The organism is Halosimplex litoreum, from assembly GCF_016065055.1.
In the GTDB taxonomy this organism is placed as follows: Archaea; Halobacteriota; Halobacteria; order Halobacteriales; family Haloarculaceae; genus Halosimplex; species Halosimplex litoreum.
The window spans coordinates 1,648,059-1,672,750 of sequence record NZ_CP065856.1 but is presented as its reverse complement, the minus strand read 5'-3'; the positions used below and the strand labels follow the sequence as shown (position 1 = coordinate 1,672,750).

Sequence of the window (24,692 nt, the reverse complement as noted above, 5' to 3'; positions counted from 1 at the left end):
GCCTGCCGGCGCCGCCGTCCGACGCGCGAAAAGTCGGTCGGCGGACCCGCGACTCGTCGCGGCCTGCGTGCCGTGAGCGCGGGTCGGAGCCATGTACCTGCTACTACCGACAACTCGCTACTAAAAGCTTCCGAACCGGCGCCGAGCGGCCCGCTACGCTCTGTTAGCGTGTCACACGACGACACGGAAACGGACCCGGACCGCACCGAACGGGGACCGGCCACTCGCTCGTCCGACGGCAGGTCCGTGTGACCCGTCTCTCACCCACGCTCGCTCGCATCGTCGCTCTCACCGTTCGGACTGGCTGCTCCGCCGGCGCCGGCCCCATCACCGCCGTCGTCATCGCCCGTATCGCCACCGCTGTCCGCATCGTCGTCGCTCTCGTCCGCCTCGTTCCCTTCGCTCTCGCCGCGCTCGCTCGCATCGTCGCCGTTCCCGCCGTCGCCCGCATCGTCACCGGCGTCGTCCTCGGGATTCGCTCCGTTCCCGCGACCCTCGGAGGCGTTGCCGTTCGTTGCGTTACCGGACCTGTCTCCCTCCGGTGGGCCGGTTCCGTCGTCTGACCCGGTAGCTCCCGGTGAGTCGGTGTCGTCGTTCGACCCGGCGTCCTCGGGCGGTCCGGTGTCGTCGTTCGACCCAGCATCCTCGGGCGAACCTGCCTCGTCGTTCGATCCGGCGTCCTCGGGCGGTCCGGTGTCGTCGTCGGGACCTCTATCCGCCGGTGGGCCGGTGTCGTTGCCGGGCCCGGCGTCAGCGGGCGGGCCGTTGCCGTTCCCCCGGTCTTCAGGCGGACCGGTTCGGTTCGCGACGAACGCGGGCGGGCCGCCCACACCCCTGCCGGCGCCCTCGCCGGCGATGCCCCGCGCGATCTCGGCGACCTCTGGCCCGGTGAGCTCGCTGGCCTGCGACCTGAGCGTCCGGATCGCGGTCACGTTGACGCCCCTGGCTTCGAGATCGTCGGCGGGGAGACCCCGAGCCACGGCGGCCGTCTGGTCGAGGCGCCGCTCGACTGCGCGCTGTCTCGCGTGTAACTGCGCGAGGCGAGCGCGGTACGCGCCCTCGCTCACGGTGCCGTTCTCGCGGGCCCGCTCCAGCTCGTCGATCTCGCCGTCGAGTTCGCCGAGGCGCCCCTCCAGGTCCGTGACCTCGGTGGCGACGACGCCGGCGACCGAACCGTTCGACGCCGCGGCGGCCACGCGCTGACCGAACGTCCGCGCCTCGATCTCGCCCTGCACGTCGGCCTGTTGCACGCCGACCACACCGGCGAAGCGTTCGCCGGGCGCCAGCGATCCGTTCGCGTTCTCGTTCGCTGCGACACCGTCCGTCGCGGTCCCCTGTGCCGGGGCGCCGGCACCGGCCAGCGCGGCGACCGGCACCGCGCCGACCGCCGCTACCGCCACGAGCACCACCGCGACGACGGGTGACGTTTCGGCCATCTCGCTCCCACGTTGTTCCCCGTTCACCATATAAATCCACAATCCCGAAACCGGATCAATCCCGATCAAGCCGGTTTTCGTCCGGAGCGTGCGCCGCTGCTATCGTCCGGTTTCCACGCCTACGCCTGGCGACGGGCCGCTGAAGCGTCGAAAGCTACAAGTCGCTCTCTTCGGGCAGCGCGACGACGTTCTCGCGACCGATGCGGAACGTCTCGACGGCGTCCTCGTCGCGGAGGTTCCCGACGACCTGACTGGTCTTGGCGTCGGTCCAGTCGAACTCCCCGGCGATCTGTTGTTGTTTGATCCGCCCGCCGTTGTCCTCCAGCAGACGGACCACCCGCTCCTCGTTGCTGAGCAGCTCCGCCGGCGGCTCGTCGCGACCGCCGTCGTCACCCCCGGCTGCGTCGCCGTCACCGGCCCCGCTCGTGGCGGCGGTCGGCCCCTCCGGCGCTTCCGTGTCGGCGTCCGTCCCGCTGTCACCCGCCCGCGAGCGGTAGAGCCACCCGCCGGTGGCGGCCGCGGCGACGAGCACGACGACCAGACCGGCGAGTGCGGTCGCCGGGAGGCCGCCGCTCGCGGGCGCGACGACCACGCGTGGCTCGTTCGGCCCGAAGTCGGCGGGCCCGCGCCAGGTGACCGACCCGTTGCCGGTCCCGTCGGGGTCGGGCGCCACCGACTCGGGTTCGTAGCCCGCGGGCCACGACACCACGAGCGAGGACTCGCGGTCGAGGAAAAAGCCCGACAGCGAGTCGCCGATCCGCAGCCGGTCGCCCTCGGTCGCCGCGAAGTTCGTCCACGCGAACCGGTAGGTGAGCACCCCGTACTCCTGGGGCAGTTGTTCCCGGGTCGCGGTGACGGTGACGGTCGATAGCGTCATCTCGCGACCGGTGGTGTTCTCGGCGCTGGCGACCGTCCGGGCCATGCCGGTCGCGAACTGGCTCGTGAACGCCGAGGCGTTCGCCCGGACGTCGTCCTGGACCGATTCGAAGGCGTCGGTCGCGTTCTCGTCGTCCAGTCGCACGCGGAACTCGACGGTCCAGGCCGCCGTCCCGTTTCCGTCGACCGCCGCGCGGAGGACGACTACGTCGGGGTCGACTGCCGACTGGAACGGCTGGACTCCCCCCGGTTGGACCGCTCCGACGACTCCCTGCCCGGTCGCCGCCGGTGCCGGCGACCCGCCGGCGGCTCCGACCGCGGGTCCGACCACCGACAGACAGCACAGTACGACGACGACCGACACGGCGACCCCCCGCGACGCGTCTTGCATCGTCAGTCGCGTCGGCGCGAACGGCGGAAAGTCTTTCGTGGTTGCGCGCGAGTCGAGTTCGAGTGACACGTGCCCCAAGGTACTTGCCTGACGCTTTCGACCGGGCGGGCATGGACACACGGGCTGATATCGAAGTCGAGACCCTGCTGAAGATCGTGCTCGGGCTGGTCGTCGTCTGGCTCGGGCTGGAGGTGCTCGACCTCCTCATCGACATCGTCCTCGGGCCCTTCCAGTCGCTGTTCGGCCTGGTGATCGTCGTCCTCATCGTCCTCTGGCTGCTCGACCGGATCTGACCGTCGGGCCCGCGACTCGCGCTTCGAACGCTGCGAACGACGGTCTTTTTGCCCGTTGGTCCCTCCCGAGGAGCGTGTACAGCCTGAACGTTCCCGTCCCCGGGACGGTCGCCGCGCTCGCCCGCGACCTGGGCACCCGCCTCGGCACCGCCGACGTACGCGTTCGCGGTGAGCACACGCTCGTCGCCAAGCGCCTCGGCCGCGGCGACGCCGCCGCCTACCACGAACTCGAAGCCCGTGCCCGCGAGGCCCTCCGGGGCGAAGCCCCCTTCGAGGTCCGCGTCGCCGGCGTCGACGCCTTCACCGACGTGCCCCGCGGGGAGGGTCCCGTCGTCTACCTCGCCGTCGAGAGCCCGGGCCTCGAATCGCTCCACGACCGCCTGTGCGATCGCTTCGACCCCGTGGACGACGTGGAAGGCGACGACTACGTCCCGCACGTCACCGTCGCCCGCGGCGGCTCGGTTCAGCGGGCCGCCGACCTCCGTGAGACCCCGATCGAACCGATCGACTGGACCGTCGAACGGCTGCAGTTCTGGGACGCCGAGCACTCCCAGTCGGTCAGCGCCGTGTCGCTGGGATAGGCCTCCACCACCGGGACAACAGTTTAGCCGCTGTCGCCGCACGTACTGTTCATGACCGACGACGCGCGGGCGGACCGGGCCAGAGACGGACCGGGGGACGCCGAACGATTGGTCGGCCAGGGGGTCGACCGCCGGGAGGACGCCGCCCTGCTGACCGGCGACGCCACCTACACCGACGACATCGCCCGTCCGGATCTCGCCTCTCTCACGTTCGTCCGGAGCGAAGTGGCTCACGCCGACATCGAGTCCATCGACACCACCGCGGCCGAGTCGATGGCGGGCGTGCTGGCCGTCTACACCTGGGACGACGTCGCGGACTCCGAGGTCCCGGGCGTGCTCCCCATCTCGACGCACGGACTGGACTGCGACCCGCCGGGCCACCCGGTGCTCGCCCGCGACCGGGTCCGGTATCAGGGCCAGCCCGTCGCCGCGGTCGTCGCCGAGGACCGCTATCGCGCCAGCGACGCCGCCGACGCCGTCGACGTCACCGCCGATTCGTGCCCCGCGGTCGTCGACCAGCGCGAGGCCCAGCGGCCCGACGCACCGACGCTGTACGAGGACGCCCCGGACAACGTCGCGGCCACCTCCGAACTCGGTGACCGAGAGACGACCGACGACGCCATCGCCGACGCAGACCACGTCGTCGAACTCGACCTGACGAACAACCGCCTGATCCCGACCGCGCTCGAACCACGGGCCGCGGTCGCCCGCTGGGACGCCGGTGACGAGCGGTTGACCGTCGATCTGACGAGCCAGTCGCCCCACGGCCACCGCGGGAAGCTCTCGACCACCCTCGACCTGCCCGAGAGCGACATCCGCGTCGTCGCGCCCTCGGTCGGCGGCGGCTTCGGCCACAAAGGCCACCACCACCCCGGTGAGGCCGCCGCGGCGTTCGCCGCGATGGATCTCGGTGTCCCCGTCAAGTGGACCGCGACGCGGAGCGGAAACTACCTCGCAGGCGCCCACGGCCGCGACCACCGCACGGCCGCCGAACTGGGAGTCGACGACGACGGGACCCTCCGAGCGCTTCGCGTCGAAACCGACGCCAACGTCGGCGCTTACGGCCTCGGCAGCAGCCTCGGCATGCCCGGCTGGTACGGCTCGCTGCTGTCCGGCCAGTACGACATCCCAGCCATCCACTGCGAGACCCGCGCCGTCTTCACGAACACGGCGCCGATCCACTCCTACCGCGGCGCGGGCCGACCGGAGGCGAACTACGTCGCCGAGCGCCTCGTCGGCGCCGCCGCCCGGGAACTGGACCTCGACCCAGCCGAACTCCGACGGGGGAACCAGATCACCGAGTTCCCGACGGAGACGGCCGTCGGCGCGACCTACGACAGCGGCGACTACGAGCTCGGGCTCGACGAGGCGCTCGACGCTGCCGGCTGGGACGACCTCCGGAGTCGGCCGGACCGCGACGACGAGGGCCGCTACCTCGGGGTCGGCCTCGCGTGCTACGTCGAGTCCACCGGTGGAGGCATGGAGAGCGGCGTCGTGCGCGCACACTCGGACGGGACCGTCACGGTCTCGGCGGGGACTCACTCCCACGGCCAGGGCCACGCCACCACTTACGCCCAGATCGTCGCCGACGAACTGGGTGTCGACGCCGACGCAATCGGCGTGCGGGAGGGCGATTCAGACGCCATCCCACAGGGCACGGGCACCTTCGGCAGCCGCTCGACCATCACCGGGGGTAACGCCGTCGCCGAGAGCGCACGCGCCGTCCGCGAGAAAGCGCGTGCGCTGGCCGCGAACCTGCTCGACGCGCCCGTCGACGACCTGGCGTACCGCGACGGCGTCTTCTCGGCGCCCGCCCACACCGACGAGACTCGCACGTTCGCCGACGTGGCCGAGGCGGCCTACGGCTGGGGCGTCCCCGACGGGATGGACCCAGGTCTGGAAGCGACGACGTTCTTCGAGCAGGACGAGACCGCCTACACCTTCGGCACGCACGTCGTCGCCGTCGCCGTCGACCCCGAGACCGGCGCCGTCGACATCGAGCGCTACGTCGCGCTCGACGACTGCGGCGAGCGGATCAACCCCACCATCGTCGAGGGACAGGTCCGCGGCGGCGTCGCCCAGGGCATCGGCCAGGCCCGCTACGAGCAAGCCGTGTACGCCGACGACGGCACCCTCGAAACGGATTCGATGCTCGACTACGCCGTTCCCCGATCCTTCCACGTCCCCGACATCGAGACCGAGGCGACCGTCACGCCCAGCCCCACCAACGACCTCGGGGTCAAGGGCATCGGCGAGGCCGGCACCATCGCGGCGCCACCAGCCGTCGTCAACGCCGTCTGTGACGCGCTCGCTCCCCTCGGGATCGACCACGTCGACATGCCGCTCACCGGGGACTCCGTCCGGTCGGCGGTTCGCGACGCCGGGGAGTAGCTCGCTCTCGGACGCGCCCGACGGTCACTCCCCGCGCTGGCGCGCGAGAAAGTCCAGCGCCTTCGAGAGTCCCCAGACGATCGCGATAAACGGAAACAACGGGACCAGCAGGACCACCAGTCCGAGGAAGATAGCCCAGCCGATCGAGTCCATCTCCACGTCGGGTCGTGGCTTCGACCCGGGGGTGACCGTCCGGAGCACTTTCCGCGGAGCGCTCGGCTCCTCTAGCTCTGCGGGCTCGCTCATAGTTCCTGTAGGTCTCGCGAAAAGATAAACCCGCGGCCGGAACGGTCCAGCGAGATTATTTGTGCGCTCCCGTCGCAGTTCGGGCTATGGCCGCGCTCGAAGTCGAGAGACTTACCAAGGACTACGGCGAGGTCCTCGCCAACGACGACGTGACGTTCGCCGTCGAGGAAGGCGAGGTGTTCGGCTACCTCGGGCCCAACGGCGCGGGGAAGACGACGACCATCCGGACCCTGATGGGCTTTCAGTCGCCGACCAGCGGCGGCGGGACGGTTCTCGGCCACGACGTGACCGACGAGACCGACCTGATCGCCGCCAAGCGGCGGATCGGCTACCTCCCCGCCAACCCCGCGTTCGACGAGGGCGTGACCGGCCGGGAGGTCCTCGACCTGCACGCGTCGATCAAGGGCGACGAGCGCCGCGCGGATCTGCTGGAGACGTTCGACCCGCCGATCGACCGCAAGGTACGGGACTACTCCACGGGCAACGTCCAGAAGCTCGGCCTCGTCCAGGCGTTCATGCACGACCCCGACTTGGTGGTGATGGACGAGCCCACCGCCGGGCTCGACCCGCTCATGCAGCGGGCGTTCAACGACTTCGTCGAGGCCGAGAAGGAACGAGGGCTGACCGTCTTCCTCTCCTCGCACGTCCTCAGCGAGGTCCGCCGGGTCTGCGACCGCGTGGGCATCATCCGCCAGGGCCGACTCGTCACGACCGAGCGGATCGAGGACCTGCTCCAGCGCACGGGGAAGTTCGTGCGCGTGCGCGTCGCGGGCGATGTGAGCGCGAGCGCGTTCGACATCGACGGCGTCCACGACGTGTCCTGTAGCACGACCGACGGCGGGCGAGCCGACGACCGCACCGAGGCCGACGACCCCGACGACGGCAACCCCGACGACAGCACCGCTGGCCCGTCAGCGGCCGCTCCCTCCGACACCGCCGACACCGACCCGCCCCGGGTCGCAGGCCCGGTCACCGAGTGTACGTTCACCTTCACCGGCGACGTCAACGAGTTGATCGCAGTGCTGGGTGGACGGCGAGTCCTCGACCTCGACGTCGAAGAGGCGCCGCTCGAAGAGGTGTTCATGCGGTTCTACGGAGGTAACGATGCTTGAGCTCGCCCGATACGAGGGGCGCCACCGGGTGCGTGGGGCCGCCGCCGCGACCGCCGCGCTCGGTGGCTTCGCCCTCCTGTATATCTTCATCTACCCCACGTTCGCCGAGAGTCTCGGCGCCGACATCGACCAGCTGCTCGAAGCCTACCCCGAGGCGCTCTCGAAGGCCTTCGGCGTCCAGTCGCTGGCGACCATGGAGGGGTATCTCGCCTCGGAGCTGTACACGTTCGGTTGGCTCCTGGTCGTCGGCATCTACTTCGCCTACGCCGGCGCGTCGCTGATCGCCGCCGACGTGGAACGCGAGCGCATGGACATGCTCCTCTCGCTGCCGGTCTCGCGCGCGCGCGTCGTTCTCGAAGCGTTCGCCTCGCTGGCCGTCCCGCTGGTCGCGCTCTCGACGGTCGTCCCCGTCGTCGTGGTCGTCGCCACCGAGCTCGTCGGCTATCCCGTCTCTACCGTCGACGTGGCCGCCGTCCACCTCCTCTCGGTCCCGTATCTCACGGCCTGCGCGGGGATCGGCCTCGTGGCCTCGGTCGTCTTCGACCGCGCAGGGATCGCACAGCGCGTCGCCGCCGGCGCGCTGGTCGGCCTCTTTTTCGCCGAGTCGCTCGTCACCGAGACCGACTTCGAAGCGGTGGGCGTCGTCTCTCCCACGCGGTACGTCGACCCCAACGCCGTCCTCCGGGAGAGCGAGTACGCCCTCGGCGACGCTGCCGTCCTCGCCGTCGCGACGCTGTCGCTCGTCGCGCTGGCGGTCGTGATATTTCGGCGGAAAGACATCCAGTGAGCGGGGCGGGTCGAGGCCCGCGTCCGGAAGCGGTCGGCCACCCGCGCGTGCGCCGAGCCGTCAGTCCAGGTCGGCGCCGACGGCCGCCTCGACGGAGTCGAACCCGTCTCGCTCCAGCAACTCGAGCAAGCCGAGGTTGATCTCGCGAGCGATGGCCGGCCCGCGGTAGAGGAACGCGGTGTACAGCTGGACGAGCGAGGCGCCCGCGCGGATCTTCCGGTAGGCGTCCTCGGCGGTGGCGACGCCGCCGACGCCGACGACCGGTACGTCCACGCGCTCGGCGACGAAGCGGGTCATCTCCGTCGCGCGCGCCTCGATGGGCGCGCCCGAGAGACCCCCGGTCTCGACGCGGTTGGGACTCTCCAGGGAGTCCGGGCGGTCCGTCGAGGTGTTGGTCGCGACGACACCGTCGAGCCCGAGCTCAGTCACGAGGTCGAGCGTGTCCGCGACGGCGGGTTCGGGCAGGTCCGGCGAGAGCTTGATGAGCAGCGGCGCGGCGCCGGCGTCCTGCAGCTCTGTGAGGATGGCTTCCATCGCCTCGCGGTTCTGCAGCTCCTCGAAGCCCTGGGAGTTCGGGCAGGAGACGTTGACGACGAAGAAGTCGCCCCCGGCCGCCACCTCCTCGTAGGTGGCGAGGTAGTCCGCGGGCGCGCCCGCGGTGTCGACGTGTTCGGACTTGGCGATGTTGACGCCCACGGGGACCGGTGCCTCGAGGGCAGCGAGGCGCTCGCCGACGGCGTCGGCGCCGTCGTTGTTGAGCCCCATCCGGTTGATGACGGCGTCGTCGGCCCGGAGGCGAAACATCCGGGGGCGCTGGTTGCCCGACTGGGGGACGGCGGTGACGCCGCCGACCTCGACGAAGCCGAAGCCCAGCGCGGCCAGCCCGCGGACGGCTTCGGCGTTCTTGTCGAAGCCCGCAGCCACCCCGACGGGATTGGGGAACGACGTCTCGAGCGCGTCGACGCGCAGGCGCGGGTCGTCGACGGCGTAGTGCCGGGCGAGCGCACGGTCGACTGGCGCGTGGCCAGCGAGGCCGACGACGCCGTGGCCGAGGCCGTGTGCGGTCTCTGCGGGCAGTGAGAACAACAGTGGTTTGGCGATATCGTACGCGTTCATAGGGTGAGTTCGCCCCCTGTCGGGGCGGGGCCGGCCCGGGCGCTAGAACTCGTGTTCCACGTCGTCCGGGTCGGCCTTCTGAATGATGATCTTGTTGTCGCGGACCCGGACGAACACCTCGTCGCCGATCTCCATGCCGGCGACGGCCAGCTCGTCCTCGTGGATGTTGATGTGGACGTTGTGGTACTCGCCGTCCTCGTCTTTGGCGCCACTCGGGCTGAGCTTCTTCTTTCGCACCATCGCGCTATCCTATTCGGCCCTTCGCCGCAGGATACACTTAAGTCTACCGTGCGCGCCCGCGTGGTCGGCCGTGATCGCTCCCCGAAGCCGTCCCCGACCGTGCGCGTGAGTTTTATTCCCCCTCTCACCGACGGAAATCTGGCGGAAATCGCCCGTCGTCGGACGACCAAGCGGTCGGTTTTATAAACGAATCGCCAGCACGCGCCCCGATCGGGGGGTATATTTATAATGAATCATGTGCTGGGTTGGCATGGAGCGGTCGAATCCATGGCACCCGACAGCGACAAGCGCAACTTCGCGCTCAGGACGGAGAACGGCGAGGAAGACAGCGTCTTCTCGGGGAGCACTCCTCGGCAGGCGGCACTGAAAGCGGCGCGGCGGCTCGAACCCGCGAGCAGCGAGGACGCGGCCGAGCGGGAGTCGATCCGGCTGCGGGAGAAAGGCACGCACAAGGTCCACATCTACGAAGGGTGGTCCTGGAAGGAGTCGCCACCGGACGTCGACATGAACGAGTGGGACGCCGAAGACCCCTCGGACGTGTGGATGAACCAGGTCGAGGAGATCACGAAGGCCAACGTGTCCAAACAGGGCGTCGAACACCTCGACGATATTTGAACCGGTCGCGAACAGTTTTCGCCGACTAGCCTCCCGGCGCCCGATCCCGTCCAAGCTGCGGGACCGCCACCCTCGCGTCGGCGCCCGGTGTTCGTGAACTACATAGGGGAGCCACTCCGTCTCACAGACGCGTGGCTCCCACTCGGCCACACCGAGCGCGCGACGCGCGGGATGACTGGCCGCCCTCCTGCCACGCGACATCCGAACCGACCAGCCGGGCGTCCCGCTACCGCCAGCCGACACGAGCCGGTCGTTTCTCCCCGTCCGCTCGTGTGGTCACTTCCCATGAAATCGCATGACGTGGCGGGGACCGATTCGACGGCCTTAAGTGAATCACCCCCATCGGAATAGATACGAAGCGGCGCGGGGCACACGCCCCCGCCGGGCCGCGGGATGCGCTCGTCGGTCGACTGGGTCGTCCGGTCGATCGTCGGACGTCCATCCCGGTCCCGTCGTGCGGTTTCGACGGGATTCGATCCGACGCCCTTAAGTGTAACAGGGCACTCGGATGGATTGCAAGCGCGGCCCGGTCGGGGCCGACGAAACCCGGCCGTCCGGACCACGGTGATGTCGAAGGGGTTATGTACCCTCCTCGGCCTACACCTAGGTCCGAAGGAGATGAGGATTCCACCCCTGCGGTCCGCCGTACAGATGGGATCTGATGTTAGCCCTGGTAGTTCGGTGACACTCGGTCTGTGACTGCGTGTCGCCGGATGCTAGACAACGATAGCGATCGAGATCACACTCACATCGAGTGTGTTCCCGCCTAACCCCCCTGCTTCGCAGGGGACATTCCGGTTGATCCTGCCGGAGGCCATTGCTATCGGAGTCCGATTTAGCCATGCTAGTCGCGCGGGTTCAGGCCCGCGGCAGATAGCTCAGTAACACGTGGCCAAACTACCCTATGGACGGAGATAACCTCGGGAAACTGAGGCTAATATCCGATACAGCTCGCAGCCTGGAGTGGCGCGAGCTGGAAACGTTCCGGCGCCATAGGATGTGGCTGCGGCCGATTAGGTAGACGGTGGGGTAACGGCCCACCGTGCCGATAATCGGTACGGGTTGTGAGAGCAAGAGCCCGGAGACGGAATCTGAGACAAGATTCCGGGCCCTACGGGGCGCAGCAGGCGCGAAACCTTTACACTGCACGACAGTGCGATAGGGGGACTCCGAGTGCGAGGGCATACAGTCCTCGCTTTTCTGCACCGTAAGGTGGTACAGGAACAAGTGCTGGGCAAGACCGGTGCCAGCCGCCGCGGTAATACCGGCAGCACGAGTGATGGCCGATTTTATTGGGCCTAAAGCGTCCGTAGCCGGCCGTGCAAGTCCGTTGGGAAATCCACGCGCTCAACGCGTGGGCGTCCAGCGGAAACTGTTCGGCTTGGGGCCAGAGGACTCGAGGGGTACGTCCGGGGTAGGAGTGAAATCCCGTAATCCTGGACGGACCGCCGGTGGCGAAAGCGCCTCGAGAAGATGGACCCGACGGTGAGGGACGAAAGCTTGGGTCTCGAACCGGATTAGATACCCGGGTAGTCCAAGCTGTAAACGATGCTCGCTAGGTGTGCCGCAGGCTACGAGCCTGCGCTGTGCCGTAGGGAAGCCGAGAAGCGAGCCGCCTGGGAAGTACGTCTGCAAGGATGAAACTTAAAGGAATTGGCGGGGGAGCACTACAACCGGAGGAGCCTGCGGTTTAATTGGACTCAACGCCGGACATCTCACCAGCACCGACAACGGTAATGATGGTCAGGTTGATGACCTTACCCGACGCCGTTGAGAGGAGGTGCATGGCCGCCGTCAGCTCGTACCGTGAGGCATCCTGTTAAGTCAGGCAACGAGCGAGACCCGCATCCTTAATTGCCAGCAGCACCCTCGTGGTGGCTGGGTACATTAGGGAGACCGCCACGGCTAACGTGGAGGAAGGAACGGGCAACGGTAGGTCAGCATGCCCCGAATGTGCTGGGCAACACGCGGGCTACAATGGCCGGGACAGTGGGAAGCTAATCCGAGAGGATACGCTAATCCCCTAAACCCGGTCGTAGTTCGGATTGAGGGCTGAAACTCGCCCTCATGAAGCTGGATTCGGTAGTAATCGCGTGTCAGAAGCGCGCGGTGAATACGTCCCTGCTCCTTGCACACACCGCCCGTCAAATCACCCGAGTGGGGTCCGGATGAGGCCATCATGCGATGGTCGAATCTGGGCTCCGCAAGGGGGATTAAGTCGTAACAAGGTAGCCGTAGGGGAATCTGCGGCTGGATCACCTCCTACTGACCGGGACTGGGGCGACGCCCCAGCCCACCTTCTAGCGTCCCGCGACCGCCCACAGACCGGGCACCTATGAACTGCCAGGGCTAACGACGGGCCCATAGCTCAGCGGCAGAGCGCCGCCTTTGCAAGGCGGAGGCCCTGGGTTCAAATCCCAGTGGGTCCATGTCACGTACGGCGATTCGAACCGTGTCCCTTAAGTGGGATACTCCACTCGAATCGTAGTACGGAAGACCGGTGCACCATCCCGTGCGAACGCGGATGGGAAGGGTCGATGCACGCGCCACCTCACCCGTGGGTGTGCAAATGAGACTGTGTGTACGTGCGATCCAGGCGTCCACTGGACTCGTTCATCGAGTCCAACGACGTAGGAGATCCATCACTGGATCTCCACACACTCGGAGGTCCCTCACCGGACCTCCACATCGAAGGTCCCTCACCGGACCTTCTCCACTAACGTGGCTGCTATGCCACCTGGTGAATAGCTCGGCTCGAGAGCCGACGAAGGACGTGCCAAGCTGCGATAAGCCTGCGGGAGCTGCATGGAAGCGAAGAACGCAGGATATCCGAATGGGAATCCCCACCGCAATTGCTTCGCGCAATGGGGAACGCCGGGAATTGAAACATCTTAGTACCGGTCGGAAAAGAAATCAAGTGAGATATCGTCAGTAACCGCGAGTGAACGCGATACAGCCCAAACTGAAGGCTTCGGCCGATGTGGTGTATTGGGCCGGCGATCATCGTCGGAACACTTCTGTGAAGTCTCCTGGAACGGAGCGTGACACAGGGTGAAAACCCCGTAACAGAAGCTAGTATGACGTGAGCCGGTTCCGGAGTAGCGGGGGTTGGAAATCCCTCGTGAATACGGCAGGCATCTACTGCCAAGGCTAAATACTCCTCGAGACCGATAGCGAACAAGTAGCGCGAGCGAACGCTGAAAAGTACCCTCAGAAGGGAGGCGAAACAGGGCTTGAAATCAGGTGGCGATGGAGCGACGGGGCATGAAAGGCCCCTCCGAAAACGACCTGCCCGCGAGGGCACAGTAGGACCGGAGGGGAGCCGATGTTCCGTCGTACGTTTTGAAAAACGAACCAGGGAGTGTGCTTGTTTGGCGAGTCTAACCGGTTCATCCGGGAAGGCACAGGGAAACCGACATGGCCGCAGCGCTTTGCGTGAGGGCCGCCGTGTTCAAGCGCGGGGAGTCAAACGGGCACGACCCGAAACCGGACGATCTACGCGTGGGCAAGACGAAGCGTGCCGAAAGGCACGTGGAGGTCTGCTAGTGTTGGTGTTTTACAACACCCTCACGTGACCTACGTGTAGGGGTGAAAGGCCCATCGAGTTCGGCAACAGCTGGTTCCGACCGACAAATGTCGAAGCATTACCCCTGTCGAGGTAGTTCGTGGGGTAGAGAGACTGATTGCGCGGACCGCCCTCGAGAGAGGTCGGCCGTGCTGTCAAACTCCGAACCTACGAACGCCGTCGACGCAGGGAGTTCGGTGCGCGGGGTAAGCCTGTGTACCGTGAGGGAGACAACCCAGAGTCGGGTTAAGGTCCCCAAGTGTGGACTAAGTGCGATCGAAGGTGGTCTCAAGCCCTAGACAGCCGGGAGGTGAGCTTAGAAGCAGCTACCCTCCAAGAAAAGCGTAACAGCTTACCGGCCGAGGTTTGAGGCGCCCAAAATGATCGGGGCTCAAGTCCACCACCGATACCTGACCACGCCCGTAACACGGCGATTGTGTAGGTCGGCGTTCTGGTCGGATGGAAGCACGGGCGAGAGCTCGCGTGGACCGACTAGAAACGAAAATCCTGGTCATAGTAGCAGCGAAAGTCGGGTTGAAATCCTGACGGCCAAAAGGGCAAGGGTTCCTCAGCACTGTTCGTCAGCTGAGGGTTAGCCGGTCCTAAGACCCATCGTAACTCGCGTAGGTCGAAATGGGAAACAGGTTAATATTCCTGTGCCACCGTCCACTCAAAGTCGACGCCTTGGGGTAGACCGAGCCGGGCCATCGCCCGGTCGAACCGTCCAACTCCGTGGAAGCCGTAATGGCACGAAGCGGACGAACGGCGGGATAGAGCAATTCGGTTCAACCTGGGGCCCGTGAAAAGACGAGGACGTGTCCGTACCGAGCACCGACACAGGTGCCCATGGCGGAGAAAGCCTAGGCCTGTCGGGAACAACCGACGTTAGGGAATTCGGCAATCTAGTCCCGTACCTTCGGAAGAAGGGATGCCTGCCTCGGGAAGAGGCAGGTCGCAGTGACTTGGAGGCTCCGACTGTCTAGTAACAACATAGGTGACCGCAAATCCGCAAGGACTCGTACGGTCACTGAATCCTGCCCAGTGCGGGTATCTGAACACCTGGTACAACAGGACGAAGGACCCGTTAACGGCGGGGGTAACTATGACCCTCTTAAGGTAGCGTAGTACCTTGTCGCTTCAGTAGCGACTCGCATGAATGGATTAACGAGAGCCTCGCTGTCCCAACGTTGGGCCCGGTGAACTGTACGTTCCAGTGCGGAGTCTGGAGACCCCCAAGGGGAAGCGAAGACCCTATAGAGCTTTACTGCAGGCTGTCGCTGGGACGTGGTCGCTACTGTGCAGTGTAGGTAGGAGCCGTTACAGAGGTACCCGCGCTAGCGGGCCACCCAGGCACCCATGAAACACTACCCGGTAGTGACTGCGACCCTCACTCCTGGCGGAGGACACCGGTAGCCGGGCAGTTTGACTGGGGCGGTACGCGCTTGAAAAGATATCGAGCGCGCCCCAAGTCCATCTCAGCCGTGTCGGAAACGCGGCGAAGAGTGCAAAAGCAAAAGATGGACTGACAGTGTTCTTCCCAACGAGGAACGCTGACGTGAAAGCGTGGTTTAGCGAACCAATTCGCCCGCTCGATGCGGGCCATTGCTGACAGAAAAGCTACCTTAGGGATAACAGAGTCGTCACTCGCAAGAGTACATATCGACCGAGTGGCTTGCTACCTCGATGTCGGTTCCCTCCATCCTGCCCGTGCAGAAGCGGGCAAGGGTGAGGTTGTTCGCCTATTAAAGGAGGTCGTGAGCTGGGTTTAGACCGTCGCGAGACAGGTCGGCTGCTATCTATTGGGGGTGTCATTGGTATCTGACGGGAACGTCCGTATAGTACGAGAGGAACTACGGATGGTGGCCACTGGTGTACCGGTCGTCCGAGAGGGCGCTGCCGGGCAGCCACGCCACGCGGGGTAACGGCTGAACGCATCTAAGCCGGAAACCCACCTGGAAAAGAGATACCGCAGAGGTCACTCGTAGAAGACGAGTTCGATAGACTCGGGGTGTGCGCACCGAGGCAACGAGGTGTTCAGCCCGCGAGTACTAATCGACCGAAGCCACCAATCATACGCACTGCGACTCGTTGAACGAGTCCAGGCGCAATCTGGATCGCACGTACATACGGTTCCTATCGACCACCGATACTGGTATCCGAACGAAGCGTTCGGACGCGGTTCGATTCCGCGGATCGGCGTTAGGGCGGCCATAGCGGCGGGGCGACACCCGTACCCATCCCGAACACGGACGTTAAGCCCGCCTGCGTTCCGGCGAGTACTGGAGTACGAGAGTCTCTGGGAAACCTGGTTCGCCGCCTCCACTCATCTCCCGGCCACATTCGGCCGGATTCACTACCCTCGACCAGCAACCGCTGGTCGGGGGTCTCCGTATTTAATTCCCCAGTGCCGACGGCGGATCTCCGTCTCTCGCTCGCGAACAGTGGGCGAATCCGATGGGCTTAAGCGACACAGGCGGATACTAGTTGACGCGCCAAGGTGGCAGAGTCCGGCCGAACGCAGCGGCCTGCAGAGCCGCCCATCGCCGGTTCAAATCCGGCCCTTGGCTTTTTGCCGTGAGTCTGTTCCCGAGTGGTAACACCGGTCCGGACGTGGGTTGATGCGTGTGGCGGCGTAACCCATTGCATGGACAGCAACGAGCGGCGCCGGGCGTGGGACGAGATCGCGGAGACGTACGCGACGCGGCGCGACCCGGACGGGTCGGATGCGGCGCTAATCGAGGACCTGCTCGAGCGGTGCCCGCCCGACCCGTTGGTGCTGGATATCGGCTGTGGTGACGGTGCTCGGACGCTCGCGAACCTCCCCGCGGGCAGTCTCGGGCTGGATTTCTCGCGACGCGGGTTGGAACTTGCGGCCGAGCGACTGTCGGACGCGCAGTTGGTGCAGGGGGATATGACGGCGGTCCCACTGGCGGACGGGTCGGTCGACGCGGTCACGGCGTACCACGCGGTGTTTCACGTCCCACGGGACCGGCATCCGGAGGTGTATCGCGAGCTCGCGCGAGTCCTGAAGCCAGGTGGGCTCCTCCTGCAGACGTTGCCAGGCGGGCGATTCGAGACGGTCCGACGCGGCTGGATGGGTGGGTCGATGTTCTTCTCGGCGCCCGGACGCGAACGGACGCTCGAACAGCTACGAGACGCGGGATTCACCGGGCTCCAGATGGAGACGGTGGACGATCCGCTGGGGAGTTCGAGCGAGTTCGTCTTCGCCGAGCGGTCGTGATTCGTCGCGTGCGGGGATGTCTCCGTTCTACTCTCCGGGCTGGGGTGTCGGGAGCGCCCGGTGGCGTCGCGGGGGGACGAGGAAGTTCCCGCGGCGTCGAACGAAGATGTACTCGAGGATGCCGTTGTTGACGCGTTGGCGGACAGCCGGCGTGGCAGCCGTGATATCGGTGCCGTTCATCGCTTCTCGCACGGCTTCGAACTCGGAGATGTGGCGCTGGAGCGACGGGAAGTGGAGGCTGGCGACGGACTGGTCGGAGCCGATGTCGTCGGTCGACTCGAAGTGGCGGCGCAGGAGGCGAACGTCGCCCTCGTCGTCGCGGTTGGCGCGGGCGGCCTTCTGGGCGTGGCCCACGCGGCCGGTGGCGCGCGCTTGCGCTTCGATGTCGTCGAGGAACTGGTCGATCCCGCTGTCGTCGCCGAGGTTCGAACCGACGCCGTCGACGAGGTCGTTCTCGGCGTGGCCGGGGCTGAACAGCTCGGCGACTCGCTGGGGGTAATCCTGCTCGCCGTACCAGTCGTCGAGTCGTTGGCGGAGGTTCGCGATCACTTTCGTGGTTCCGCCGGCGAACGGTCCCTCGTCGACGGTGACGTAGTCTTCGGTGGCCTGGTTGCCGACGAAGCCCGCTTTGAAACCCATGAACAGCGGTGACTCCTCGGGGACGGGGTTCGAGTCGGGGATCCCCGCGGCGTCCTGGTGTTCGGCGGGGAGACCGGCGCCGACGAACCCGGTGCGGCGCGAGTCGACGGTCGCGACGTCGGTCAGGCGCGCGTCGACGGGTTCGCCGTTTGCCGACTCTCGGTCGCCGGTCAGTGCCTCGTCGGCTTCGAGGATCACGTCCGCGCGGTTACTCGCGAGGTGGACGACGGCGTCTTGGGTGTCGAACGTGGGGTCTTCGAAATCCGACAGCGCGCGCGGTTCGGGGAGGTCGACCGACGAGGGGGGAAGGGCGGTGTCGAAGCGGTCGAAGTAAGCGGGGGAGTAGGCGACGGTGTGGAGGAGGCCGTCGGCGCTCCACTCGTAGGCTCGATCGATCGTCGAGAGGGCGGCCTCCAGGGTCTCGCGAGCGTCCGCGCTCGGGGGGCCGTCACCGCCGAACTCGACGTACAGGAGAACCTGATGCGCCGGAAGCAGGGAGTTGCCGCTGTCGTCGTGGGGAACGTGGTCGCGCCAGGCGTGCTGGCGCGCGGGCTTGGCCTCTGGGTCGCCCGCGGGGACGGCGCTGCCGTCAGTCCGCTCTCGGCAGGCCGCGAGGGCGCTGGCACCGCCGACGGCGACGGCGGCCCGGAGGAACTGTCGGCGAGAGAGGTCGGGATCGGGGACCATCTGTGTGGATCGGTATCGTGTGGATCGAAAAGGGGGTTTTGGTCGGTCGGCGGCTTGAGCGGCCCCGAGGAGCGGCGGGGTCGGTCGGTTCGAGGGGCGGACAGACGCCGGCGTAGCGGCGGAATTGGTAATCATTATACGCGGGGCCGCCCGACCACCCGGGTATGCAACGACGAGCCGCGGCGATTTATTTCGTGTTCTTCCTCGTCATCGGGGCTGGGGCGTACGGCCTCATCCAGACGGTGGAGGAGCCGACGATCTCACTGGAAGGCGACACCGCGTACTCCGCGGGTGACACGGTGGAGTTCGGCGACCGGACCTGGGAGGTCGCCGAGGCAGACACCGACAGCGGCGAGCTGGCGTGGGTCAACGAGTCGGCGGTCGTCTCGACGACCATCGACAACGGCACCGAGGTTCCGGTGACCGACGTGCGCTGGTCGGACCAGTCGGCTCGGATGGAGCAGGTCTTCGAGGCCGGGTCGACGACCGAGTACAACGGCAGCGACTACGAAGTGAGCGTCAACGAGAGCGCGGGGTCGTTCACGCTCGCGCTGGCGAGTGACGCGTCGGTCAACGAGAGCTACGCAGTCGGCGACACGGTGACCTACGAGGGCAACGAGGCTACGGTGACGAGCGTCACGGGCGAGGCGGCGACCATCGTCTGGGGCGGCCCGTACGTGCTCGACATCGAGGCGGAGAACGTGACGGACCCGACGGACGCGACGTTCGTCGAGCAGCGCGACATCGCTGCGATGGTCGACGCGGACCCGGCGCTGTACAACGAGACGATCACGCAGGACGGTGTCGAGAAGGTCACCTACCGCGCCAACGACACCAACGTCGCCGTCGACGAGTACTTCCCGCCGGTCGAGCGCCACACCATCGCCGAGGGCGAGACGCTCGAGTATCAGGGCAACGAGACGACCGTCGACGCCGTGACCAACACGAGCGTCGAGCTCACGCGACCAGGTCAGAACACCGTCACCGTCGGCTTCTCCGAGGGTGCGAACTTCACGGTCGCGGACACGCAGTACTTCGCGCACTTCCCCGACAACTCGTCGGTGTACTTCATGCAGACGAGCGAGCGATACGGTGACTACCAGGCACAGGAAAACGAGATCGCCTCCTACAACGACCGGGTGACGGGCCTGTGGGGCATCGCACAGCTCTGTCTCCTCGCGGCGATCCTCCTGGTCGCTATCGCGTACCTGCCCGTTCGGGGCTGAGCGTCGACAGTCGCTCTCCGTTCGATTTTCGACCGCTTCGACCGGCGAGCAGCGGCGCTGTGCGGTGTCGAAAAACGGTGGCACTGTGGGATATCGGAGAACGGTGGTGCTGTACGGTGTCGTCGACCGGATCGGAGAACGAGTCGGAGTCAGTCGGCGCGGCTGAGCCAGACGAGAAGGGCGCCGATGGCGGCGGTGCCGACGGCGCCGACGACTTGCAGGGCCGAGGCGAGCACGTCGCCTTTCGTCGTCCAGGGCGTGCCGGCGAGCGTCGCGGCCGCGACCAGCACGAGCAGGACGCCGACGGCGATGCCGACCGGCTCCAGCCGGTCCGAGAATCGGTTCGTTTCGTTCATACACGGTCCCTCGCGGCTCACCGTGGTAAGTCCCTTGGTTCGCGACGCTCGTCAGTTCGCCGACCGGTCACCGTCGGGGTTCGGTCCAGCGGTGTCCTCGTCCGCTCCTCGGGGCTCCGCTTCGGAGTCGTTCGCGGTCCCGGCGACGCCGTCGGCGACCAACTCGGCCAGGGGGTCGACGGCGACGGCGAGGCGAGCGGCGACGGCCGCGAGCGGTCCCAGTGCCGCGAGGAGGAACGCCGAGTCGTAGGCCCAGCGGGCGCCTTCGATCAACGGCGCTACGGCCGGTGCGAGCCCGGCGTGGGCGACCAGCACGGCGACGAGGACGACCGTCCAGTGGGCGACCGACGCGAGGTGTTCGACGAGTTCGGCGGGCCCGTCGAGTGCCAGTCGAGTCAGCGCTGCCAGCGCGCGGGCGAGATACAGCAACAGCGCGACGGCGGCCAGTGTCGCCAGTGCGCCGACGACTGCGGCCAGTGTCACGGACGTCCGCGGTATCAGCAGGTCGAGTCCGGGCAGCAGCGACGCCAGCGCGAGGACGACCGCGAGCGCCGCCATCCCGAAGACGATCCTGCTCGCCGATTCGACCGTGTCGGTCCCGACGGCGCTGCGGAGTCTATGGATGTCGAAGTTCATGGTTGCACGCAACTCCAGGAGTCGTGACCGATTATAACGGGTCGTCCGTGAGGGAGAATTTCCGTGATTTAAGTCGGTTTAGTGGGTCTATCTGCGGTCCGCTACTGATTTCCCAATCTCCTCAAGCAACTTCCTCACGCCAGGTATCTATGTGATAGTCTTCTGCCCAGTTGATGTTCGGTGAAGACTTTTCTGTCTCCTCTACGCGAAGCCCCATTGTCGTTTCAGGTGCCTCGGCGACCGAGACAACATACGTCTCCTCTAGATCCGGAGAATAGACTGCGAAATAGTCCGCATCTCCTTCGTATCCCTCCTTTTTGACCTTTCGTGTGAGAGTACCGGAACTCCGAGTCTCGAACTGAACTCGTCCGTTCTCCAACCGTCCTGTATTCACCTGGAAACGCTGGAACGAGTCGTCGATTTCCACCACGAAGTCATACCGCTCGTTGTCTCCAAAGGGCTCCAGAACTGTGAGATTCCGCTGAACTAATTCATGCAGCACTGCTGCCTCACTCTTTTGCCCCTGCGCCTTCGGATGACTCTCTCCCATACCGGTGTATTAACATAGTGTAAATTAAATAATACGGGAAGGAAACGGGCCGGGGGGAGTCGAACCGGAGGAAGACATGCTCGCTCACGTCCGTTCGCTGCGCGTGCCTTCCAGGGTTCGACTCCCACTGGCCGCGTTGCTCTTCACGTCCGTTCGTCGCAAAAGCGGGCCGGGAGGGAGTTGAACCCCCGACCATCTGGTCTCTCCCGCGACCACGCGGATCGAACGCGTAGTCACGATAAAAGCCAGACGCTCTGCCTGACTGAGCTACCGGCCCTTCGTCTCCGAATGAGGGAGACGGCGATTAAGTACTTACGATCAGCCTTGCTCGAAGCGCCCTTCGAGCGCGGTTGCGACGATCTCGTCGGGCTCGACGTCCTCCAGCGCGGCGCGTCTGCGGAGTTCCCGGTAGATCCCCGGTGGGAGTTCCATCGTGAGCTCGCCGAGAGTGATCCCCTCGGTGACGAGGGCATCCTCGACGGCGGTGCCGTCGTTGATGTCGCTGGCGACCGAGCGGACCTGACGGACGGTCATGTCGTGGTCGAGGACGGCCCACGCGAGCTGGAGGCGAGCGGGGCCGGCGACGCGGGCGATGTGTTTCGCGGCGGTCGGGGCGATCTCGCCCATCGCGACGTGTTTGCGGATCGAGCGGGGCAGGTCGTGGACGCGGGACCACTTGCGGATGAACGCGACGGTGGCCTCGCCGCCGGCGCGCTCGGCGGCGGCCTTGTACGATCCTTCGCCGCGGACGAGGGCGGCACAGGCGGCAGCTCCCCGGAGCATGAAGACGGTGTCGGCCTCGCCGGCCGCGTCGCTGGCGAACTGTCGGACGGTCTGTGCGGCGGTTTCGAGGCTCTCGGGGTCGTCGGGGTCGAACTCGACTGCCTCCTCCGGTCGCTGTCCGGTGACGCTCGGATCGCCGCGGATGACCGGTGCACCGACCGGTGACTCGCGGTCGGTCGGCGGCTCGCCTGGCCCCTCGTGGCTCATCAGTTCTCTCTTTGGAACGGTTTGTCAAAAGGCTCTCGTCTGTTCGGACCGGCGGCGGGTGCGTCGGTGCCGAGCGGCGACCGTCGACTCTCCCGGCGCGTCAGTCCGAGACCTCGGCGCGCTCCTCGGAGAGGTGCTCCCAGACTTCGGCACAGCCACAGCCGTCCTCCACGTCGTCGAGGTGGCTGGTGTCCGGCTCGGGCGCGTCGTCGTCGTGAGTGTCGGTTGCCTGGGTCATCGGTTCGTCGTACACCCACCTATCCCCCCGACCCTCTTAATCAGTCGCGCTCCCGTAAGTGCTACCCGGGCTTCGACCTACCGGCAATCGCTTCACCTATCTCGGACGCACGTGTTCGGGCCGATCGCGTCGACGGGCCGGACCGGAGCCGGTGTGATCGAACGGTGTGTGCGGGCGTCGTACTCGAGCGTCGCAGCAGGCGGCGAGTGTTGTACGGGCCGACAGCCTCTGGGTCACCCGGGGCGTAGCCACCGGCAGTGACGACCGACGTTCACCAGCTCGACGACGGTGCCTGGATCAGCGTCAACGACGAGCGCCGCATCAACGTCAGCGACCTGTGGCTGCTCGCCCGCCAGGAGGTCTGTGACTGCGAGACTGCCGACTTCCTCGTCGAGGGGTTCGCCGAAGTGGGTGTCGACCACCCGGACGTCCAGGCGAAGGTCTCCGGTCGCTGTATCACCTGCGGCCGCGAGGGCGTTACCGGCTGGCTCACCGTCGGTCGCGTCATCGACCCCGAGGACGGCGACTTTTCGCCCGTCGATACCGCCAGCGTCCTGATACCGGAACAACGCTCCCGGCTCGCCCGACCGAAGAAGTAGGCAATATTATCTTCTTCTCGGGAGAGGTGGGGGCACTTGTCGAGATACGCGCGTCTTTAACACCGGGAGTCGTGGGCCTGTACAAGAATGCCGACGAAAGTAGAGAACTGGAAGAGCGAGGTTTACGGCTCGGAGATCCGCGAACACCTGATGGAGTTCGCCGAGGAGGGGTGGGACGCCATCCCGGAGGACGAACACGACGCCTGGTTCGAGCGGTTCAAGTGGTGGGGGCTGTACCACCAGCGGAAGGGCCAGGAGTCCTATTTCATGATGCGCATCGGGACGCCCAACGGCGTCCTGAAGCCCGGCCAGCTGGAGGTCGTCGCCGAGATCGCCGACGAGTACGCCCGCGGCCCGGTCGACAACCCGGAGTTCGGCGGCGCCTACTGCGACTGGACGACTCGCCAGTCGATCCAGCTGCACTGGATCAAACTCGAGGACGTCCCGGAGATCTTCGAGAAGCTCGAAGCCAACGGGCTGGGGACTCAGCAGGCCTGCGGTGACTCGTGGCGAAACATCGTCGGCTGTCCCGTGGCCGGCAAGGACAAACACGAGCACATCGACGCCTGGCCGGTCGCCGAGGAGCTCCACGAGACGTTCAAGGGCAACGACGACTTCTCGAACCTCCCGCGCAAGTGGAAGGTCGCCGTCACCGGCTGCGACCAGGGCTGCGGTCAGGGCGACATCAACGACCTGGCCTACGAGCCCGCGACGAAGGAGATCGACGGCGAGGAGCAACTGGGCTTCAACATTCGCGTCGGCGGCGGGCTCTCCCGCAAGGAACCCCGTTTCTCCCGCTCGCTCGACGTGTGGGTGCCGCCGGAGCAGGCCGCCGACATCGGTGCCGGGATGTCCGCCCTGTTCCGCGAGTACGGCGACCGCGAGGACCGCTTCAACGCTCGCATCAAGTTCCTCGTCGACGAGTGGGGGCCCGAGAAGATGCGCGACGTGCTCCAGGAGGAGTTCGTCGACTTCGAGTTGGAGGCCGCGGGCGAGAACATGCGCGAATCGTACACGTACAACGCCGGCGGGGAGGAGCACGGCGACCACGTGGGCGTCCACGAACAGCCCGACGGCAACTACTACGTCGGTCTCGACGTCCTCGTCGGCCGCATGGGCGTCGACGACGTGTCCGAGCTCGCCGAACTGGCCGACGAGTACGGTTCGGGCGAGGTGCGACTCACTCAGCGACAGAACATCATCGTCACGGACGTCGACAGCGACCGACTCGACGAGTTCCTCGACGAGCCGCTGCTGGAGACGTACTCGCCGGACCCCCATCCGTTCATGCGCGGCTCGATCGCCTGCACGGGCACGGAGTTTTGCTCGCTGTCGATCGTCGAGACGAAGAACCGGCAGGTCCGCTACGCCCGCTGGCTCAAGGACAACGTCGAGTTGCCCGACGGCGTCGAGGACTTCCACATCCACCTGTCGGGCTGTACCGCGTCCTGCGCTCAGCCGCAGATCGCCGACATCTCCCTGCGCGGCATGAAGACGCGCAAGGACGGCGAGCCGGTCGAGGCGCTCGACATCGGCCTCGGTGGCGGGCTGGGTGAGGAGCCGCAGTTCGCCGACTGGGTCGAGATGCGCGTCCCCGCTGACGAGGTGCCAGGTTACATCGAGAACCTGCTCGCCAGCTTCGAGGACGAGCGTGCCGACGGGCAGACCTTCCGCGACTTCGTCGCCGAGCGCGACGAAGAGACGCTGCAGGACCTGGCCGAAGCCGAGGAGACGTCCTACGAGGACCCGTACATGCACAACACGAAGATGACGTGGTATCCCTACGCCGAGGAAGACGACATGGGCGACTCGCCCGCGCCGACCGACGGCGACGGCGAACCGCTCGCACCCGCCGACGACTGACCCGTCGTTTACCCCGCC

Annotated in this window: 21 protein-coding genes, 3 tRNA genes and 3 rRNA genes; 15 read left to right on the top strand and 12 right to left on the bottom strand. The window is 66.4% G+C overall.

What is annotated here, in order from left to right:
- Positions 1–260: 260 nt before the first annotated feature.
- Together I7X12_RS08345 and I7X12_RS08340 are read right to left on the bottom strand one after the other, a co-directional pair.
- Positions 261–1,436 (bottom strand): hypothetical protein, encoded by a 1,176-nt coding sequence (locus I7X12_RS08345; protein WP_198063371.1) that lies wholly within the window; start codon positions 1,434–1,436, stop codon positions 261–263.
- A 154-nt stretch (positions 1,437–1,590) separates the two neighbouring features.
- Positions 1,591–2,703 carry a helix-turn-helix transcriptional regulator gene (locus I7X12_RS08340; protein WP_198063370.1) on the bottom strand — a complete coding sequence of 371 codons (1,113 nt, stop codon included), beginning with the start codon at positions 2,701–2,703 and terminating at the stop codon, positions 1,591–1,593.
- Between the two features lie 110 nt (positions 2,704–2,813).
- On the opposite strand from I7X12_RS08340, the gene I7X12_RS08335 reads away from it, so the two are divergent.
- From I7X12_RS08335 to I7X12_RS08325, 3 genes are all read left to right on the top strand, one after another.
- Complete coding sequence (locus I7X12_RS08335; RefSeq protein ID WP_198063369.1) at positions 2,814–2,996, top strand: DUF7554 family protein; 183 nt, start codon at positions 2,814–2,816, stop codon at positions 2,994–2,996.
- A 74-nt stretch (positions 2,997–3,070) separates the two neighbouring features.
- A complete protein-coding gene (locus I7X12_RS08330; protein WP_198063368.1) occupies positions 3,071–3,577 on the top strand; it encodes a 2'-5' RNA ligase family protein in 507 nt (168 codons plus the stop codon).
- Positions 3,578–3,628: 51 nt separating this feature from the next.
- Positions 3,629–5,968 carry a xanthine dehydrogenase family protein molybdopterin-binding subunit gene (locus I7X12_RS08325; protein ID WP_198063367.1) on the top strand — a complete coding sequence of 780 codons (2,340 nt, stop codon included), beginning with the start codon at positions 3,629–3,631 and terminating at the stop codon, positions 5,966–5,968.
- Positions 5,969–5,992: 24 nt separating this feature from the next.
- Here I7X12_RS08325 and I7X12_RS08320 read toward each other — a convergent pair whose 3' ends face one another.
- Complete coding sequence (locus I7X12_RS08320) at positions 5,993–6,214, bottom strand: DUF7535 family protein (protein WP_198063366.1); 222 nt, start codon at positions 6,212–6,214, stop codon at positions 5,993–5,995.
- Between the two features lie 86 nt (positions 6,215–6,300).
- Between I7X12_RS08320 and I7X12_RS08315 the strand changes: the two genes are divergently transcribed.
- Complete coding sequence (locus tag I7X12_RS08315) at positions 6,301–7,326, top strand: ABC transporter ATP-binding protein (RefSeq protein WP_198063365.1); 1,026 nt, start codon at positions 6,301–6,303, stop codon at positions 7,324–7,326.
- On the top strand, positions 7,319–8,113 hold the full coding sequence (locus tag I7X12_RS08310) for an ABC transporter permease subunit (protein WP_198063364.1): 795 nt from the start codon (positions 7,319–7,321) through the stop codon (positions 8,111–8,113). Before I7X12_RS08315 ends, I7X12_RS08310 begins: the two co-directional genes overlap by 8 nt.
- Before the next feature lie 60 nt (positions 8,114–8,173).
- On the opposite strand, the gene I7X12_RS08305 is transcribed toward I7X12_RS08310, so the two are convergent.
- Positions 8,174–9,229 (bottom strand): quinone-dependent dihydroorotate dehydrogenase, encoded by a 1,056-nt coding sequence (locus I7X12_RS08305; protein WP_198063363.1) that lies wholly within the window; start codon positions 9,227–9,229, stop codon positions 8,174–8,176.
- Between the two features lie 42 nt (positions 9,230–9,271).
- Positions 9,272–9,469, bottom strand: a complete 198-nt coding sequence (locus I7X12_RS08300; protein WP_006882158.1) for a hypothetical protein — start codon at positions 9,467–9,469, stop codon at positions 9,272–9,274.
- A 267-nt stretch (positions 9,470–9,736) separates the two neighbouring features.
- On the opposite strand from I7X12_RS08300, the gene I7X12_RS08295 reads away from it, so the two are divergent.
- The 7 genes from I7X12_RS08295 to I7X12_RS08265 all read left to right on the top strand — a co-directional run bounded on the left by I7X12_RS08295 (position 9,737) and on the right by I7X12_RS08265 (position 16,890).
- Positions 9,737–10,084 (top strand): non-histone chromosomal MC1 family protein, encoded by a 348-nt coding sequence (locus tag I7X12_RS08295; RefSeq protein WP_198063362.1) that lies wholly within the window; start codon positions 9,737–9,739, stop codon positions 10,082–10,084.
- Positions 10,085–10,875: 791 nt separating this feature from the next.
- Positions 10,876–12,348 (top strand): 16S ribosomal RNA (locus I7X12_RS08290).
- A gap of 93 nt (positions 12,349–12,441) precedes the next feature.
- Positions 12,442–12,513: transfer RNA gene (locus tag I7X12_RS08285), tRNA-Ala, on the top strand.
- 287 nt (positions 12,514–12,800) lie between these two features.
- Positions 12,801–15,720 (top strand): 23S ribosomal RNA (locus I7X12_RS08280).
- Positions 15,721–15,849: 129 nt separating this feature from the next.
- Positions 15,850–15,971: ribosomal RNA gene (gene rrf, locus I7X12_RS08275) — 5S ribosomal RNA — on the top strand.
- The 16S, 23S and 5S rRNA genes sit together here with 2 tRNA genes alongside, the layout of an rRNA operon.
- Positions 15,972–16,140: 169 nt before the next feature.
- A tRNA-Cys gene (locus I7X12_RS08270) sits at positions 16,141–16,216 on the top strand.
- 77 nt (positions 16,217–16,293) lie between these two features.
- Positions 16,294–16,890, top strand: a complete 597-nt coding sequence (locus tag I7X12_RS08265; protein ID WP_198063361.1) for a class I SAM-dependent methyltransferase — start codon at positions 16,294–16,296, stop codon at positions 16,888–16,890.
- Positions 16,891–16,917: 27 nt separating this feature from the next.
- On the opposite strand, the gene I7X12_RS08260 is transcribed toward I7X12_RS08265, so the two are convergent.
- A complete protein-coding gene (locus I7X12_RS08260) occupies positions 16,918–18,216 on the bottom strand; it encodes a DUF7405 family protein (RefSeq protein ID WP_198063360.1) in 1,299 nt (432 codons plus the stop codon).
- A 164-nt stretch (positions 18,217–18,380) separates the two neighbouring features.
- On the opposite strand from I7X12_RS08260, the gene I7X12_RS08255 reads away from it, so the two are divergent.
- Positions 18,381–19,442, top strand: a complete 1,062-nt coding sequence (locus I7X12_RS08255) for a hypothetical protein (protein WP_198063359.1) — start codon at positions 18,381–18,383, stop codon at positions 19,440–19,442.
- Positions 19,443–19,591: 149 nt separating this feature from the next.
- On the opposite strand, the gene I7X12_RS08250 is transcribed toward I7X12_RS08255, so the two are convergent.
- The 6 genes from I7X12_RS08250 to I7X12_RS08225 all read right to left on the bottom strand — a co-directional run bounded on the left by I7X12_RS08250 (position 19,592) and on the right by I7X12_RS08225 (position 22,212).
- A complete protein-coding gene (locus I7X12_RS08250; protein WP_198063358.1) occupies positions 19,592–19,798 on the bottom strand; it encodes a hypothetical protein in 207 nt (68 codons plus the stop codon).
- A gap of 51 nt (positions 19,799–19,849) precedes the next feature.
- Positions 19,850–20,434: a hypothetical protein gene (locus tag I7X12_RS08245; RefSeq protein WP_198063357.1), complete on the bottom strand. Its 585-nt coding sequence runs from the start codon at positions 20,432–20,434 to the stop codon at positions 19,850–19,852.
- Between the two features lie 121 nt (positions 20,435–20,555).
- Positions 20,556–20,984, bottom strand: a complete 429-nt coding sequence (locus I7X12_RS08240) for a group I intron-associated PD-(D/E)XK endonuclease (RefSeq protein WP_198063356.1) — start codon at positions 20,982–20,984, stop codon at positions 20,556–20,558.
- 165 nt (positions 20,985–21,149) lie between these two features.
- Positions 21,150–21,261: transfer RNA gene (locus I7X12_RS08235), tRNA-Lys, on the bottom strand.
- Between the two features lie 41 nt (positions 21,262–21,302).
- Positions 21,303–21,974, bottom strand: a complete 672-nt coding sequence (locus I7X12_RS08230; protein WP_198063355.1) for a DUF7119 family protein — start codon at positions 21,972–21,974, stop codon at positions 21,303–21,305.
- 100 nt (positions 21,975–22,074) lie between these two features.
- On the bottom strand, positions 22,075–22,212 hold the full coding sequence (locus I7X12_RS08225; RefSeq protein ID WP_198063354.1) for a hypothetical protein: 138 nt from the start codon (positions 22,210–22,212) through the stop codon (positions 22,075–22,077).
- A gap of 257 nt (positions 22,213–22,469) precedes the next feature.
- Between I7X12_RS08225 and I7X12_RS08220 the strand changes: the two genes are divergently transcribed.
- Positions 22,470–22,811 (top strand): hypothetical protein, encoded by a 342-nt coding sequence (locus I7X12_RS08220; RefSeq protein ID WP_198063353.1) that lies wholly within the window; start codon positions 22,470–22,472, stop codon positions 22,809–22,811.
- An 87-nt stretch (positions 22,812–22,898) separates the two neighbouring features.
- Positions 22,899–24,674, top strand: coding sequence for a nitrite/sulfite reductase (locus I7X12_RS08215; RefSeq protein ID WP_198063352.1), 1,776 nt, complete (start codon positions 22,899–22,901; stop codon positions 24,672–24,674).
- The last annotated feature ends 18 nt before the right edge of the window (positions 24,675–24,692 follow it).

Excerpts from the sequence above, each read along its gene's own strand:
- I7X12_RS08345 (WP_198063371.1), bottom strand. The coding sequence starts at position 1,436 with ATGGCCGAAACGTCACCCGTCGTCGCGGTGGTGCTCGTGGCGGTAGCG.
- I7X12_RS08340 (WP_198063370.1), bottom strand. The coding sequence starts at position 2,703 with ATGCAAGACGCGTCGCGGGGGGTCGCCGTGTCGGTCGTCGTCGTACTG.
- I7X12_RS08335 (WP_198063369.1), top strand. The coding sequence starts at position 2,814 with ATGGACACACGGGCTGATATCGAAGTCGAGACCCTGCTGAAGATCGTG.
- I7X12_RS08325 (WP_198063367.1), top strand. The coding sequence starts at position 3,629 with ATGACCGACGACGCGCGGGCGGACCGGGCCAGAGACGGACCGGGGGAC.
- I7X12_RS08320 (WP_198063366.1), bottom strand. The coding sequence starts at position 6,214 with ATGAGCGAGCCCGCAGAGCTAGAGGAGCCGAGCGCTCCGCGGAAAGTG.
- I7X12_RS08315 (WP_198063365.1), top strand. The coding sequence starts at position 6,301 with ATGGCCGCGCTCGAAGTCGAGAGACTTACCAAGGACTACGGCGAGGTC.
- I7X12_RS08310 (WP_198063364.1), top strand. The coding sequence starts at position 7,319 with ATGCTTGAGCTCGCCCGATACGAGGGGCGCCACCGGGTGCGTGGGGCC.
- I7X12_RS08305 (WP_198063363.1), bottom strand. The coding sequence starts at position 9,229 with ATGAACGCGTACGATATCGCCAAACCACTGTTGTTCTCACTGCCCGCA.
- I7X12_RS08300 (WP_006882158.1), bottom strand. The coding sequence starts at position 9,469 with ATGGTGCGAAAGAAGAAGCTCAGCCCGAGTGGCGCCAAAGACGAGGAC.
- I7X12_RS08295 (WP_198063362.1), top strand. The coding sequence starts at position 9,737 with ATGGCACCCGACAGCGACAAGCGCAACTTCGCGCTCAGGACGGAGAAC.
- I7X12_RS08265 (WP_198063361.1), top strand. The coding sequence starts at position 16,294 with ATGGACAGCAACGAGCGGCGCCGGGCGTGGGACGAGATCGCGGAGACG.
- I7X12_RS08260 (WP_198063360.1), bottom strand. The coding sequence starts at position 18,216 with ATGGTCCCCGATCCCGACCTCTCTCGCCGACAGTTCCTCCGGGCCGCC.
- I7X12_RS08255 (WP_198063359.1), top strand. The coding sequence starts at position 18,381 with ATGCAACGACGAGCCGCGGCGATTTATTTCGTGTTCTTCCTCGTCATC.
- I7X12_RS08250 (WP_198063358.1), bottom strand. The coding sequence starts at position 19,798 with ATGAACGAAACGAACCGATTCTCGGACCGGCTGGAGCCGGTCGGCATC.
- I7X12_RS08245 (WP_198063357.1), bottom strand. The coding sequence starts at position 20,434 with ATGAACTTCGACATCCATAGACTCCGCAGCGCCGTCGGGACCGACACG.
- I7X12_RS08240 (WP_198063356.1), bottom strand. The coding sequence starts at position 20,984 with ATGGGAGAGAGTCATCCGAAGGCGCAGGGGCAAAAGAGTGAGGCAGCA.
- I7X12_RS08230 (WP_198063355.1), bottom strand. The coding sequence starts at position 21,974 with ATGAGCCACGAGGGGCCAGGCGAGCCGCCGACCGACCGCGAGTCACCG.
- I7X12_RS08225 (WP_198063354.1), bottom strand. The coding sequence starts at position 22,212 with ATGACCCAGGCAACCGACACTCACGACGACGACGCGCCCGAGCCGGAC.
- I7X12_RS08215 (WP_198063352.1), top strand. The coding sequence starts at position 22,899 with ATGCCGACGAAAGTAGAGAACTGGAAGAGCGAGGTTTACGGCTCGGAG.